We start from the raw sequence: 15,477 nt of genomic DNA on the forward strand, positions 1-15,477 counted from the left end.
TTCAGGCAATGTCAGGCTGCTTCAGGCAATGTCAGGCTGCTTCAGGCAGAGACCAGCGCCGGGTCCAGCAGCGGCTCGCGTGGCGCATAGCTGAACACATCGGAGCTCAGCGCGCTGGCCTCGACACCCAATGGCGTCAGCGCATCGACACAGGCATAGACCATGCCCGGCGAGCCGGACAGATAGACGCGCTTGCCCGCCATGCTGCCCGCGTGCTTGCGCAGCGCCTCGTCGATACGTCCCAGATGGCCATTGAAAGCGGCCTCGACACCGGCCGCTTCCAGCGCGCGATGGTGGGCATCACCGACTTCCGGCGCTTCTTCCAGCACCGGGAAATAACGGAAGTTGGGCTGACTGGCGGCCCAGTTGAGCGCCGCGCTCTCCAGGTACAGATCGCGCCGCTCACGCGCCGCCCACCACAGCTCGATGGGCTGGGTCAGGCCACGTGCAAACGCCGCCTGCAGCATGGCGTGCATCTGCGAGAACCCGGTGCCGGCACAGATCAGCACGATGGGGCTGGGGTCGTCGAGGTCCAGCACGCACTCGCCACTGGGCAGACGCAGCTCAAGTTGATTGGCCGCGACCAGCAGGCTGCGCAGACGCGCGGAATTGCTGCGCTCCGGCCAATGCTGGATATGCAGCTCGAGCACGCCATCATCACTGGCGGCATTGGCGATGGAGAACGGTACCCAGGTGGTGTCATCGAGCTTCATCTCGAGATACTGGCCCGGCGCGTGCGCCAGGGCCTCGGGACGTGCGGCGAAGCGCACACGAAACACGTCCGGGGTCAGATCTTCCACACTCTCGACATGACAGGTCAGGGTCCGCGCCGTCATCGTATCCTCTTGTTATCTGATGCCTGCCGCCAGCGCGCCGCGCAACGACAGGGTAAATGCATGGGTGTTGATGGTCTGTCGCGGAATCAGTCCAGAATGCCCAGACTGTCCCAGCGTTCATCGACACGGGATGTGATCTCTTCGCTCATCACGATGGGCTCGCCCCACTCGCGGTCCGTCTCGCCGGGCCACTTGTTGGTCGCGTCCATGCCCATCTTGGAGCCAAGACCCGCCGTTGGCGAGGCGAAGTCCAGATAATCGATCGGCGTATTGTCGACCAGAACGGTATCACGGCTCGGGTCCATGCGCGTGGTGATGGCCCAGATGACATCTTCCCACTTGCGGGCATCGACATCATCATCCAGCACGATCACGAACTTGGTGTACATGAACTGACGCAGGAAGCTCCAGACCCCCATCATCACGCGCTTGGCGTGGCCGGGGTACTGCTTCTTCATCGTCACCACCGCCATGCGGTAGGAGCAGCCTTCCGGCGGCAGATAGAAGTCGACGATCTCCGGGAACTGCTTGCGCAGAATCGGCACGAAGACTTCATTGAGCGCCAGGCCGAGAATCGCCGGCTCATCCGGCGGACGCCCGGTATAGGTGGAGTGATAGATCGGGTCGCGCCGATGGGTGATGCGCTCGATGGTGAAGACGGGGAAGGTCTCCACCTCGTTGTAATAGCCGGTGTGATCACCGTAGGGGCCTTCCGGCGCCACGTCATCCGGATACAGATAGCCTTCCAGGATGATCTCGGCGCTGGCCGGGACTTCGAGATCCGACAGGCCGCATTTGACCAGCTCGGTGCGCGAGCCGCGCAGCAGACCGGCAAAGGCATACTCGGAGAGTGAATCCGGTACCGGCGTGACAGCGCCGAGGATGGTGGCCGGATCAGCACCCAGTGCCACCGCGACCGGGAAGGGCTCGCCCGGATGGGCCTTCTGCCACTCGCGGAAGTCCAGTGCGCCGCCACGGTGTGCCAGCCAGCGCATGATCAGGCGATTCTTGCCGAGCTTCTGCTGACGATAGATGCCGAGGTTCTGGCGCTCCTTGTGCGGACCGCGCGTGATCACCAGCGGCCAGGTCACCAACGGTGCGGCATCCCCAGGCCAGCAGTGCTGGATCGGAATCATGTCGAGATCGACCTCATCCCCTTCCAGCACGATCTCCTGACAGGGCGCACGCTTGACCTTCTTCGGCCCCATGCTCATCACCTGCTTGAAGATCGGCAGCTTGTCCCAGGCGTCCCGGAAGCCCTTGGGCGGCTCAGGCTCCTTGAGGAAGGCCAGCAGCTCGCCGACTTCGCGCAAGGCCTCGACGGACTCCTGCCCCATGCCCAGCGCCACGCGCCGCGGCGTGCCGAACAGATTGCCCAGCACCGGCATGCTGTGGCCCTTGACGTTCTCGAACAGCAACGCCGGACCACCCGCCTTCAGGGTGCGATCGCAGATCTCGGTCATCTCCAGATAGGGGTCCACCTCGGCACGAATGCGCTTGAGTTCGCCCTTCTCTTCCAGCGCCGCGATGAAATCGCGTAAGTCTCGATACTGCATGGGAGTTTCCGCTCGGCTTGATCAAGCCCCGAGCATACCATTGCCAGCCGGCACTCGGCAGGTCAGCAACGCAAGACGCCCACTTCCCGGGCGGGAAGTGGGCGTCCTGGCAAGCACATGGCAAGCCAACCGGCTGGGCCAGTGTCGATCAGCGGCGCTTCATGGCCTCGAAGAACTCGAGATTGGTCTTGGTATCTTTCAGGCGATCGATCAGGAACTCGGTGGCCGCCACATCTTCCATCGGGTTGAGCAGCTTGCGCAGGATCCACATGCGCTGCATTTCATCCTCGGACGCGATCAGGTCTTCACGACGCGTGCCGGAGCGACGGATGTTGAGAGCCGGGAAGACACGACGCTCGGCCAGCTTGCGGTCGAGGTGAGCCTCCATGTTACCGGTGCCCTTGAATTCCTCGAAGATGACTTCGTCCATCTTGGAACCGGTATCGACCAGCGCCGTGGCGAGGATGGTCAGGCTGCCGCCTTCTTCGATGTTACGCGCGGCACCGAAGAAGCGCTTCGGCTTCTCGAGCGCGTGAGCGTCGACACCACCGGTCAGCACCTTGCCGGAAGACGGCACCACGGTGTTGTAGGCACGCGCCAGACGGGTCACGGAATCGAGCAGGATGACGACATCCTTCTTGTGCTCGACCAGACGCTTGGCCTTCTCGATCACCATCTCGGCGACCTGGACGTGACGGGCCGGCGGCTCATCGAAGGTGGAGGCCACGACTTCGCCACGCACGGTGCGCGACATCTCGGTGACTTCCTCGGGACGCTCATCGATCAGCAGCACGATGAGGTGACATTCGGGGTTGTTGCGCGTGATGGAGGCGGCGATGTTCTGCAGCATCATCGTCTTGCCCGCCTTGGGCGGCGAGACGATCAGGCCACGCTGGCCCTTGCCGATCGGTGCGGTCAGATCAAGGATGCGCGAGGTGATGTCTTCGGTGGAACCGTTGCCGATTTCCATCAGCAGGCGCGACTGCGGGAACAGCGGCGTCAGGTTCTCGAACAGGATCTTGTGCTTGGCATTCTCGGGGCGGTCAAAGTTGATCTGATTGACCTTGAGCAGCGCGAAGTAACGCTCCCCTTCCTTCGGCGGACGAATCTTGCCGGAGATGGTGTCGCCCTTGCGCAGATTGAAGCGACGGATCTGGGACGGTGAAACGTAGATGTCATCAGGGCCCGCGAGGTAGGAAGAGTCTGCACTGCGAAGGAAGCCGAAGCCGTCCTGCAGGATTTCCAGAACGCCGTCGCCGTAGATGTCCTCACCGCTTTTCGCGTGCTTCTTGAGGATGGCGAAGATGATGTCCTGCTTGCGCGAACGTGCCAGATTATCGATGCCCATCGTCTGGGCAAGTTCCAGCAGTTCGGGGACAGTATTTTGCTTGAGTTGGGTAAGATTCATCGGCTTTGTTTGAACGTGGCTCAGGTCAGCAGGGCTGATAGATAAGAAGGGAATCGAGAAGACGGGCAGAAGGCAAGGACCGGCACTGCAAAGGTGCAGACAGAACTCGACAGCATTCCCGGAGGCAAGCGCCTGAGCTGGATGAAGACAGGTGCCAAAAGTTCAGGAAAGATCACTCACCACGGCCGAACAACGAATTCAGCAACGGAGTGTCGAGCTACGGATGTCCAGCGACGACGGACCGGTCGAATGGACACGGAGCGTCATGCTTCCTGACAGAAAAGTCTTCTCGATATGGAATCTAGCGGTATGAATCGCCTGGTGGCTGGCCGGCGTGTCGCGGGCAGCATTACCAGAGGGCTGGCTGACAACTGGGGGACCGTGGGACGGTCGACATGACGCAATCAGAGAGCGTGTAATCAGGCGAACGCCTCGATGGTAGTCAAGCCGGCCCCTGAACGCAAGCCCCGGCGGCCTGGTGGCGCTCCCGGCGCTGCCTGAAGCGCTCACCACCGGCCAGCCAGCGCTGCAATAGCCGCCGCTGACGTGGCGCTTTCACTGACGGCTCAAGGCACCCGACGGCGGCAAGGCCCGATTCACAGATTGGCATCCAGAAAGGCTGCCAGTTGCGCGCGCGGCATGGCGCCCACCTTGCTGGCTTCGACATTGCCGCCCACAAACAGCATCAATGTCGGCACACCGCGCACGCCGAAGCGGGCGGCGAGTTCAGGGGCTTCATCGACATCGACCTTGACGATCTTGAGCTGCCCTTCGTATTCCTCGGCCAGGGATTCCAGTGTCGGTGCCACGCTCTTGCACGGCCCGCACCAGGAAGCCCAGAAATCCACCAGCACCGGATGCTCGCTCTCCAGCACCACGGATTCGAAGTCCCTTTCTGCAATCGGTACCACACGTTCGCTCATCGCGACGTTATCTCCCAGACCCGGTTGGTCTTGCTGATTGTGCTGCGTGATGGCTTGCGACTCATTGAGCGTGATGATGACCCGCGACTTCGTCGTTCTGTCATATCACGCCGCTAGAATAGCATGCCCCATGCGCTGAATGTGCCGCCAGCCCCTCGTGGTGATGGCGCCGTGTGTGCCACCGGTTTGACACCTCTGGCCAGTCGCCGCAATCTTGCGAGAGTCGCCGCCGCGACCTGCTGCCAGCGTCATCTTTCCGCAGCAGGCTCGCGTCCGGTGACCGCCCACGCTCACGACAACTTCATTGCGCCATGGTCGCTACGCAAGGAAGCCGTCGCAGGAGTTGGCGTGAAGGAGGCAGTGCATGATGCCTGCCATGAATGACCCGCCGTAAAGGACTCCGCCCTTGAGTGAATCAGCACCCTCCCAGCACCCGCAACCCACCGCCTCTGATGAAGGCAGTGCCGGCAATGAGGCCCCGCTGCTGAAGCTGGCCGCCATCGATCTGGGTTCCAACAGCTTCCACCTGCTGCTGGCCAACCACCAGGCGGGGCAGCTGCAGGTCGTGGCCAAGCAGGGTGAGAAGGTCCAGCTGGCGGCAGGACTGGACGAAGACGGCATGCTCAGCGAAGAAGCCATGGAGCGCGCCCTCAACTGCCTCGCCCAGTTCGCGCCCTTCATCGATGACATCGAGGCCGACCATCTGCGGGTCGTGGGCACCAACGCCCTGCGCGCCGCGCATAACAGTGAAGAACTGATCGAGCGTGCCGAGGCCCTGTTGGGGCATCCCATCGAGATCATCGCCGGGCGCGAAGAAGCCCGCCTGATCTATCTGGGCGCGGCGCATGCACTGGCCGATGTGCACGGCAAGCGCCTGATCGTCGATATCGGCGGTGGTTCCACCGAGTTCATCATCGGTGAGCAGTTCGAGCCCCAGCTGCTGGAAAGCCTGCACATGGGCTGCGTCGCCTATACCAAGGCCTTCTTCCAGGATGGCGAGATCAGCGAGAAACGCATGCGCCGCGCCGAGCTGGCCGCACGCTCGGAACTGGCCAGCATCCAGCGCACCTATCGCGAGATGGGCTGGGATGACCCGGTCGGCTCCTCGGGCACCATCAAGGCCGCTGCCAACGTGCTGGAAGCGCACGGCTGGGCCCCACATGGCGTGGTCACACGTGAAGGGCTGCACAAGCTGCGCGCGGCACTGCTGGAGTTCAAGCGCCTCGACAAAGTCAGCCTGCCGGGCCTGAAGAGCGATCGCGCCACCGTCTTCCCGGCGGGCATCGCCATCCTGTGCGGTGTCTTCGAGGCACTGGGACTGGAGCAGATGCGTTACTCCGACGGCGCGCTGCGTGAAGGCGTACTGTTCGATCTGATCGGGCGCAACACGCCGGAGGATTCGCGTCTGTCGGCCATCGAGTCGCTGCAGCGTCGTTACGGCATCGATACCCGCCACGCCAGCAATGTGCGCGACACCGCCCTGCAGCTGCTCGATCAGGTCGCCGGCGACTGGGCGCTGGGGGCGACGTCACGTCAGCTGCTGAGCTGGGCCGCTGACCTCCACGAAGTCGGCCAGGCGATTTCCCACAGCCAGTTCCATCGCCATGGCGCCTACCTGCTCGAGCATTCCGACCTGCTCGGCTTCTCGCGTCCGGAACAGCGCGCGCTGGCCTTCCTGGTCCGCGCCCACCGTCGCAAGTTCCCCAAGAACGAACTGGCGGCGCTGCCGGAGCCGCAGCAACCGCGTCTAGCGCGTCTGGCACGTCTGCTGCGCATGGCGGTGATGCTCAACCATTCACGCTCGGAAGCGCCGGTGCTCGGCATGCATCTCAGCGCCGAAGGCGACGACCTGACGCTCAATCTGACCGAGGAGTATCGCGATCACAGCCTGATCAACGATGACCTCAGTCAGGAAAGCGAGCTGCAGAAAGCCGCCGGCATGACACTGACACTGGCCGATGCCTGAGCGAGCACAGCGCAAGACATCGGCGAGACCGCTCGCTGGCCTCACTGCTTTTTGAGTGCGGCCAGTAGCCACCAGCCCCGCGAGGGATGCCATAGCCCCGCGACAGTCCCGTCGTGCATGCGTGCCACACGCAACTGGTCACGCTGCCACGGCGGGATATCGGCTTCCTGCAGCAAGCGCTTGAGATCGCGCCGCCCCCGCCCTGCCACTCGCAGTACATCTCCCGGCTGACGTGAGGTGAAGGCAACATGCTGCTCATCCCTTCCCAGCGCCCGCCATGCCTTGCGCGCCTCAGCATCCCACTCAGAGGAAGGCGTCCCGCCGGGTTGGCGACCACTTCTCGCGTAGCCGGTATCGCCTTGTCGATGACACACACCCTGCTCAATAACGGTATCTGACACCTGCCACCACAGCTGGCCGCGCCACGCGCGCACGCTGACAGCATATTCGGCATTGGCCCAGCGTACCTCGGCCACCGAGACGGGGGGCACGGCGATCAACTGCTGCAGGCTCATCAAGCGACCCCGCGGCGGCACCGGCCAGCCACGCGACTGGCATAGATGGCGCAGGACCAGCCGCTGACGTGACTCACTCAGGCCTGCCAGCTCCGCCAGTGACAGCTGCGTCTCTTGCTCCCGCCCCTGATCCAGACCCTGATTAAGTCTCTGATTCAGACCCTGCCCCTGCTCCTGTCCTTGTCTCTGAGCCAGGCACTCCGCGCCTGACACCTGAACCTTCGCCAGCAGCTCGGCCGCCAGCTCATCAAGCAGTGACTGCTCTTCCTGCAACTGCTGCGCCGAACGCGCCAGGCTGGCCACGGCCTGCGGCCAGCGCGCCTGCAGCAGCGGCACGACACTGTGGCGCAGGTAGTTGCGATCAAACTGCTGATCGACATTGCTGGGGTCTTCGCACCAGTCGTGACCAGCCTGCAAGCCCTGCTGGCGCGCCAATGTCTGGATTTCATGGCGCGGGATGCCCAACAGCGGCCGGAGTAGTCGTGCCCGCTCATGGGCGATCAGGCCTCGCCCGGGGGACGCCTCGCCCACGGCCAGCGCCCTCTCAGGCGGCATGGCCGCCAGCCCGCGCCCGCCACTGCCACGCAATGCGTTGAGCAACAGCGTCTCGGCCTGATCATCCTGATGCTGCGCCAGCCACAGGCTATCCCCCGCCACCAGACAGGCGCTCAGTGCCGCCAGCCGCCCTTCGCGCGCTGCCGCCTCCAGTCCTCGCGACTTGAGTGCTGTCTCCGCCAGCGCCAGATGACGCACGCTCAGCGGTAGCCCGAGACGCGAGGCCAGCCTGCGCGCCAGCTGCTCGAAATCATCGTTGGCTGCCTGCAGGCCGTGATGAACATGCACCAACCGCAGTCGACGCGGGCAGTCCTTGACCGCGCGTGCCGCCAGCCGCGCCAGCATTACCGAATCCAGCCCGCCCGAGAGCGCGATCCACACCGTGCGCCTGGCATCGCTGGCCTCGAGCGCCTCGCGCACGGCGACGAGTGCGCGCGACTCCGCCATCTCGCTCAGCGGTTGAGCACGCAGGCACAGCGAAGCCAGTGAAGGGGACAGAGACATGTCGGGCTCCTGTCACGAAGGGATGAAGGAAGTGGAGGAGAAAAGGAAGTGGAGAAGAAAACGCCGACCCTGAACGCAAGAACGCCCCCGGAAGAATCCGGAGGCGTCCTGGTCACGCGGGCATGAGCCGATCGCGCATCACGCGAGAGGCACCGGGATCATGCCGGGGCGCCGTAGCTCATCAGGCGCTGGTAACGACGCTCCAGCAGGGCATCGGTATCCAGGGCGCCAAGACGCTCCAGACCTTCGCCCAGCGCAGCCTTGATGCTGTCGGCAGCGGACTGCGGGTTGCGGTGCGCGCCACCCAGCGGCTCCTTGATCAGGTTGTCGACGAAGCCCAGCTCCTTGAGGCGCGAGGCAGTGATGCCCATCGCATCAGCGGCATCGGCGGCACGCTCGGCGCTCTTCCACAGGATGGAGGCGCAACCTTCCGGCGAGATCACCGAGTAGGTGGAGTACTGCAGCATGTTCAGCTCGTCACACACGCCGATGGCCAGTGCGCCGCCGGAACCACCCTCACCGATGACGGTGGAGATGATCGGAGTCTTCAGGCGAGACATCACCGCCAGGTTGTAGGCGATGGCCTCGGACTGACCGCGCTCCTCGGCACCGATGCCCGGATAGGCACCCGGGGTGTCGATGAAGGTCAGGATCGGCATCTTGAAACGCTCGGCCATTTCCATCAGACGGCAGGCCTTGCGGTAGCCTTCCGGACGCGGCATGCCGAAGTTGCGACGCACCTTTTCCTTCACGTCGCGGCCTTTCTGGTGACCGATCACCATCACCGGCTTGTCGTCGAGACGCGCGATACCGCCGACCAGCGCTTCATCGTCCGCGTAGTGGCGGTCGCCGTGCAGCTCATCGAAATCCGTGAACAGATTCTCGAGGTAGTCGAGGGTATACGGGCGCTGCGGGTGACGTGCCAGCTGAGATACCTGCCAGGCGCCGAGGTCCTTGAAGATGGACTCGGTGAGCTTGGTGCTCTTTTCCTGCAGGCGAGCGATCTCGTCAGACAGGTTGACCTGGGAGTCGTTACCGACCAGACGGAGTTCCTCGATCTTGGCCTGCAGCTCGGCGATCGGCTGTTCAAAGTCCAGATAATTGGGATTCATAAGGCGTTTCGTTCGTCGTCTCGGGCAGCCAGGAAAGCGAGTCGGCCGGGTCACTCCCCCTGAGCACACGCTCAGGCGATCTGTGGCTCGCGGCGGTCACAGTCGGCATGGAATTGGGTACGGAAAAGATGGACAGGCATTATCGCACCCTGTTCGACAGGTGCAAACCTTGCCCGCCTGTTAGGCGTGGATTAACTCTGCGCCCACGCCACTCATCTCGGTGCTGCGCCTGCCCCGCCGCTTGGCGAGGCAGGCACCATCCTGCGGGCCAGCACCTCAGTCACGGTACTTGAGGCGCACACCGCGCTGGCCTTCCACCTCACCCAGCTGGATCAACAACTCATCACTGGGCGCAACGCGCCATTGCTCGCCCAGCTCCAGCCAGGCCTCCGCCGCGGCATTGCGATAACGCAGGCGCATCGGCAGGCCTTCGCTGGCCAGATGCGGCGTCAGCAAGGTGGTCAGCTGCTGGGTGAAGCGACCGCCGATGTCCTCGGCGGCGATGCTCATCTCGACCGCCTCACCGAAGCGCGCCCGCGCATCGATGATCGGCGTGACGTCCTTGCCGCGCAGACGCAGACCACCGGAATAGTCATCCTGGCTGACCTCGCCCTCGACGATCACCACGCTGTCAGGTACCAGCTTGTTGCGCACCTGATCGTAGAGCTCACCGAACATCGAGGCCTCGATGCGTCCGGTGCGGTCATCCAGGGTCACGAAGGCCATGGTGTCGCCTCGCTTGGACTTCATGGTGCGCATGGCGATCACCAGCCCGGCGATGCGCTGCGGCTCACGCGACGGCTTGAGGTCACTGATGCGTGCATTGATGAAGCGCTTGAGCTCACCCTCATACTCATCGATGGGATGGCCGGTCAGATAGAGCCCCAGCGTGTCCTTCTCGCCGGTGAGGCGCTCCTTGTCGGTCCACTCGCGCGCCTTGCGATAGCCGGCGTAGACATCGGTTTCCGGCTCGCTGAAGGCGTCGCCGAACATGTCGGTGATGCCGACATCATTGTTGGCGTGATTCTGGGAGGCGGCCTTGAGCGCATCCTCCACCGCCAGCATCAGTACCGCACGCGACGGGCCGATGTTGTCCAGCGCGCCGGAGCGGATCAGCGCTTCCAGGGTGCGCTTGTTGATCTTCTTGGCGTCGATACGCTTGCAGAAGTCGAAGATGTCGCTGAACGGGCCACCCTCGGCGCGCGCACTGACGATGGCATCGATCGGGCCCTCGCCGACGCCACGGATGGCGCCCAGGCCGTAGACGACGCGCCCTTCCAGGTCGACGGTGAACTTGTAGCCGCCGATGTTCACATCCGGCGGCGTGACCGTCAGACCGATATGACGGCACTCCTCGATCAGCGGCACCACCTTCTCGATGGTCTGCATCTCGGTCGAGATTACCGCGGCCATGAACGGCCCCGGATAGTGCGCCTTCAGCCAGCCGGTCTGGTAGGAGACGAGACCATAGGCCGCCGAGTGCGACTTGTTGAAGCCGTAACCGGCGAATTTCTCCACCAGGTCGAAGATGTTGCCGGCCAGGTCCTTGTCGATGCCCTTGCCCGCACAGCCTTCCATGAAGCCGGCGCGCTGCTTGGCCATCTCTTCCGGCTTCTTCTTGCCCATCGCGCGGCGCAGCATGTCGGCCTGACCCAGCGTATAGCCGGCCAGCACCTGCGCGATCTGCATGACCTGCTCCTGGTACAGGATGATGCCGTAGGTCGGCTCCAGTACCGGCTTGAGCAGCTCATGCTGGTAATCCGGGTGTGGATAAGACACTTCGGAACGACCGTGCTTGCGGTTGATGAAGTCATCCACCATGCCGGACTGCAGCGGGCCGGGACGGAACAGGGCCACCAGGGCGATCATGTCTTCCAGACAGTCGGGCTTGAGCTTCTTGATCAGCTCCTTCATGCCGCGGGATTCCAGCTGGAAGACGGCCGTCGTCTCCGCCTTCTGCAGCATGTCGAAGGTCTTGGCGTCATCCAGCGGGATATCATCGATATCCAGCGGCGCCAGCCCTTCCCGCTCACGGATCTTGTCGACCATCTCGGTCGCCCAGTCGATGATGGTCAGGGTGCGCAGACCCAGGAAGTCGAACTTGACCAGCCCGGCCTCCTCGACGTCGTTCTTGTCGAACTGGACCACCAGACCGCTGCCGTCTTCATCACACAGCAGCGGCGCGAAGTCGGTCAGCTTGGTCGGCGCGATCACAACGCCCCCGGCGTGCTTGCCGGTGCCGCGCGTGGTGCCCTCGAGCTTGAGCGCCATCTCCCAGATTTCCTGGGCTTCCTCGTCGTTGTCGATGAATTCCTTGAGCTGCGGCTCCTGCTCGATGGCCTTCTCGAGCGTGATGCCGACCTCGAAGGGAATCAGCTTGGAGAGCTTGTCACCCAGCGAGTAGGGCTTGCCCTGGGCACGCGCCACGTCACGCACCACGGCCTTGGCGGCCATGGTGCCGAAGGTGACGATCTGCGAGACCGCGTTGCGCCCGTAGCGCTCGGCCACGTAATCGATCACGCGGTCACGCTTCTCCATGCAGAAATCGACGTCAAAGTCGGGCATGGAGACACGCTCCGGGTTCAGGAAGCGCTCGAACAGCAGGTCATATTCCAGCGGGTCCAGATCGGTGATCTTCTGGGCGTAGGCCACCAGCGAGCCGGCACCGGAACCACGCCCCGGACCGACCGGCACGCCGTTGTCCTTGCCCCACTGGATGAAGTCCATGACGATCAGGAAGTAACCGGGGAAGCCCATCTGCAGGATGATGTCGAGCTCGAAGTCCAGCCGCGTGCGGTAGCGCTGCTCGATCTCGGCCCAGGCCTCGCTGTCGCGCGGATGCTTGGCGTGGGGATACAGCTTGTCGAGGCGCTCCGTCAGGCCATCATGCGAGACCTTGCGGAAGAACTGGTCCATCGTCATGCCTTCCGGCACCGGGAACTCGGGCAGGAAGTAGGTGCCCAGCTGCACGGTCACCGAGCAGCGCGCCGCGATCAGCACACTGTTCTCAAGCGCTTCGGGAATGTCGGAGAACAGATCGCTCATCTCCTCGGCGCTCTTCAGGTACTGCTCATCGCTGTAGCGGGTCTCGCGCCGCGGGTCATCCAGCGCCTTGCCTTCGCCGATGGAGACGCGCGTCTCGTGGGCCCAGTAGTCCTCCCGCTTGAGGAAGCGCACATCATTGGTGGCGACCACCGGCGTATCGGTGGCCTCGGCCAGCGCCACCGACAGGTGCAGGCACTCTTCCTCGTACTGACGCTGGGTGCGGGTCAGCTCCAGATAGAAGCGATCCCCGAACACCGCCTTCCATTCACCGAGCAGCGCCCGGGCGCTGTCTTCGTGGTCCGACAGCAGATGACGGCCGATCTCGCCTTCACGGCCACCGGACAGCACGATCAAGCCCTCGGCCTGCTCGAAGATCCACTGTTTCTCGAGGTAGGCGCGGTCCTGCTTCTGGCCATCGGTCCAGCCGCGCGAGATCAGCTCGGTGAGGTTGCGATAGCCGGTGTCGTTCATCGCCAGCAGCGTGAGGCGATACGGGCGCGTGGCATCCTGGGGATTGATCAGCCACATGTCGGCCCCGATGATCGGCTTGATGCCGGCAGCGCGCGCATTGGAGTAGAACTTGACCAGCCCGAACAGGTTGGCCTCGTCAGTCACCGCGACAGCCGGCTGGCCCGCCGCGGCGGTCGCCTTGATCAGCGGCTTGACGCCGGGCAGACCATCGACGAGGGAGAACTCGGTGTGAACGCGCAGGTGAACAAAGGGCGTGGTCATGGAATCGGCTCGTGAAGTCGGCGTGACGATGAAGGATTCGGTTGCGGCGGGTACTGTCGTCGCTGCGGGTGCCGCCGGCGGCTGCGAGGCTGAAGGCTCGGCCTCGGGCTCGGGCTCGGCCTCGGCCTCGGCCTCGGGCTCGGGCTCGGGCTCGGGCTTCAAGGATAGCCTGTCAGCGCCATCGTCTGAAGGCATAGCACCTGAAGGCGCAGCATCCGCCCGGGCAGGCTCGACTGACGGGGATGCCGTGGTCTCACTGGCATCAGTCAGACCACGGCTGGCGGCTTTTTTGCCGTGGGCTGCTGGCTCGTCTCGCTTGCATCGCTCAACATCGCGCTCGGCTCTGGCGTCGCTGCCTGCGGGGCCGGAAGCGCGATCAGCGCGTCCGGTGGCACGGCCTGTGGCACGTGCCCCGACATGAACAGCCGCTTGACCGGCCCGAAGCTCTTGCGATGCAGGGTGAGGATGCCATGTTCCTCGATGGCGGCCTGATGCTCGCGGGTCGGGTAGCCCTTGTGACGCGCGAAGCCATAGGCGGGGAAGCGTGAATCCAGCGCCGCCATCTGGGCGTCGCGATGCACCTTGGCCAGAATCGAGGCCGCGCCGATGGCGGCGTGGCGCAGGTCGCCCTTCACCACCGCCATGCCGGGAATCTCGTGCCCCGGCAGGCGATTGCCATCCACCAGCAGGTATTCCGGGCGCACGCCCAGTGCATCGATGGCGCGCCGCATGGCCAGGTGCGTGGCCTGATAGATGTTCAGCTCATCGATCTCGTCGCTGGTGGCCTCGGCGATCGCCCACGCCCAGGCACGGGCCCGAATCTGCTCGTAGAGGGCCAGGCGCTTCTTCTCGCTGAGCTTCTTGGAGTCCGTGATGCCCTCGATGGGGTCATTCGGGTCCAGAATCACCGCTGCCGCCACCACCGGGCCGACCAGCGGCCCACGCCCGACCTCATCGATACCGGCCAGCAACTGCCCCTGATAGGGAATCACCAGCGGCGGAAAATCATCGGCGGGTTTACGCTTGCGCGCAGAAGGCGTGGTGGCGTGGCTGTCGGCAGAGTCGGTCATGATATCTCGAGGCGTAAGACAACAGGCAGAGCGCCAATGCGATCTGCCTGTCGAAGTGATTCAATCAAGGGTAGCGCAATGTCTGGCGGCGACACGCGGGATCAGCGTCCGGCCAGTTCACCGATGGCGATGGCGGCCGCGGCGCTGGCATCACAGGTCAGTTCACGATGCATGGCGGTGAAACGCTCACGCAGTTCTCGTTGGCGGGCGACGTCACCGGCGGCACGCGACAGCAATGGCGCAAGGCTTTCCTCGATGGACTCCGGCGTGGCGGCGTCCTGGATCAGCTCCGGCACCAGCGTCTCGCGGGCGATCAGATTGGGCAGGGAGATCCACTCGGTCTTGACCATATGCCGCGCGATGCGATGCGTCATCGGCGCCATGCGATAGGCCACCACCATCGGGCGATGACAGAGCAGACACTCGAGCGCCGCTGTGCCGGAAGCCAGCAGCACGGCATCGGCGGCGGTCATCGCTTCACGCGATTGGCCATCCACCAGATGGATGCGACTGCGATCCAGCCCTTCGCGCTCCGCCATCAGGGACTCGAGCTCGGTGCGCCGCAGCGGCGTGGCCGCCGGGATCACCACCTCAAGGCCGGGATAACGCTGACAGAGACGCTCGATGGCGGCCAGGAAGGTCTCGCCGAGAAAGCGGATCTCGTTGGCGCGGGAGCCCGGCAATACCGCCAGCAGCTGCACTTCCGGGTCGATCCCCAACTGCCCACGGGCAGCAGCGCGATCATCCTCGAGCGGCAACTCATCGGCCAGCGGATGGCCGACGAAGGTCACCGGCACCTGATGCTCACGATAGAAGGCGGCCTCGAAGGGCAGGAAGGTCAGCATGCGATCGACGGCGCGACGAATGGTCTTCACGCGCCCCTGACGCCAGGCCCACACGGAGGGGCTGACGTAGTGCGCGGTGGTGATGCCCTGCTTGCGCAGGCGCAGCTCGAGCCCCAGATTGAAGTCTGGGGCATCGATGCCGATCATCACGTCGGGCTGCCACTCAAGGGCGTCGCGCAACAGATGGCGACGCACCTTGATCAGCGCCGGCAGATGCTTGAGCACCTCGACCAGCCCCATCACCGACAGGGTTTCCAGCGGGTAGAGGCTGTCGAAGCCCTCGGCCTGCATGCGCGGGCCGCCGATGCCACGGAACTCGACATCGGGATAGCGAGCCTTGAGCGCGCGCATCAGGCTGGCACCGAGGATGTCACCGGAGAGCTCCCCGGCTACCAGGTAGATGCGCATGC

The 15,477-nt window shown here is 64.1% G+C and carries 10 protein-coding genes and 1 pseudogene; 2 read left to right on the top strand and 9 right to left on the bottom strand.

Going from position 1 to position 15,477, the window contains the following annotated elements:
- Window positions 1-41: 41 nt before the first annotated feature.
- The 4 genes from CLAM6_RS15825 to trxA form a co-directional block, all read right to left on the bottom strand.
- Entirely contained in the window at window positions 42-836 is a 795-nt protein-coding gene (locus tag CLAM6_RS15825) for an FAD-binding oxidoreductase (protein ID WP_043332993.1), read from the bottom strand.
- An 86-nt stretch (window positions 837-922) separates the two neighbouring features.
- Window positions 923-2,392, bottom strand: coding sequence for a 4-hydroxy-3-polyprenylbenzoate decarboxylase (ubiD, locus tag CLAM6_RS15830; protein WP_153636602.1), 1,470 nt, complete (start codon window positions 2,390-2,392; stop codon window positions 923-925).
- Between the two features lie 148 nt (window positions 2,393-2,540).
- Window positions 2,541-3,800 carry a transcription termination factor Rho gene (gene rho, locus CLAM6_RS15835; protein ID WP_043332997.1) on the bottom strand — a complete coding sequence of 420 codons (1,260 nt, stop codon included), beginning with the start codon at window positions 3,798-3,800 and terminating at the stop codon, window positions 2,541-2,543.
- Between the two features lie 596 nt (window positions 3,801-4,396).
- Window positions 4,397-4,723, bottom strand: a complete 327-nt coding sequence (trxA, locus tag CLAM6_RS15840) for a thioredoxin (protein ID WP_043332999.1) — start codon at window positions 4,721-4,723, stop codon at window positions 4,397-4,399.
- Window positions 4,724-4,846: 123 nt separating this feature from the next.
- On the opposite strand from trxA, the gene CLAM6_RS15845 reads away from it, so the two are divergent.
- A complete protein-coding gene (locus CLAM6_RS15845) occupies window positions 4,847-5,107 on the top strand; it encodes a hypothetical protein (RefSeq protein WP_153636603.1) in 261 nt (86 codons plus the stop codon).
- Window positions 5,108-5,129: 22 nt separating this feature from the next.
- Window positions 5,130-6,689, top strand: a complete 1,560-nt coding sequence (gene ppx / locus CLAM6_RS15850; RefSeq protein WP_441303500.1) for an exopolyphosphatase — start codon at window positions 5,130-5,132, stop codon at window positions 6,687-6,689.
- A 41-nt stretch (window positions 6,690-6,730) separates the two neighbouring features.
- Here ppx and tilS read toward each other — a convergent pair whose 3' ends face one another.
- The 5 genes and pseudogenes from tilS to lpxB all read right to left on the bottom strand — a co-directional run bounded on the left by tilS (window position 6,731) and on the right by lpxB (window position 15,475).
- Window positions 6,731-8,263: a tRNA lysidine(34) synthetase TilS gene (gene tilS / locus CLAM6_RS15855; RefSeq protein ID WP_153636604.1), complete on the bottom strand. Its 1,533-nt coding sequence runs from the start codon at window positions 8,261-8,263 to the stop codon at window positions 6,731-6,733.
- 158 nt (window positions 8,264-8,421) lie between these two features.
- Window positions 8,422-9,375 (bottom strand): acetyl-CoA carboxylase carboxyl transferase subunit alpha, encoded by a 954-nt coding sequence (gene accA, locus CLAM6_RS15860; RefSeq protein WP_043333001.1) that lies wholly within the window; start codon window positions 9,373-9,375, stop codon window positions 8,422-8,424.
- Between the two features lie 276 nt (window positions 9,376-9,651).
- Entirely contained in the window at window positions 9,652-13,152 is a 3,501-nt protein-coding gene (gene dnaE, locus CLAM6_RS15865; protein ID WP_153636998.1) for a DNA polymerase III subunit alpha, read from the bottom strand.
- Between the two features lie 425 nt (window positions 13,153-13,577).
- Window positions 13,578-14,222 (bottom strand): annotated as a pseudogene (rnhB, locus tag CLAM6_RS15870) (ribonuclease HII); the annotation flags it as partial.
- A gap of 101 nt (window positions 14,223-14,323) precedes the next feature.
- A complete protein-coding gene (gene lpxB, locus CLAM6_RS15875; RefSeq protein WP_107335918.1) occupies window positions 14,324-15,475 on the bottom strand; it encodes a lipid-A-disaccharide synthase in 1,152 nt (383 codons plus the stop codon).
- Window positions 15,476-15,477 lie beyond the last annotated feature (2 nt).

This window comes from Cobetia sp. AM6 (assembly GCF_009617955.1).
GTDB lineage: Bacteria > Pseudomonadota > Gammaproteobacteria > Pseudomonadales > Halomonadaceae > Cobetia > Cobetia amphilecti.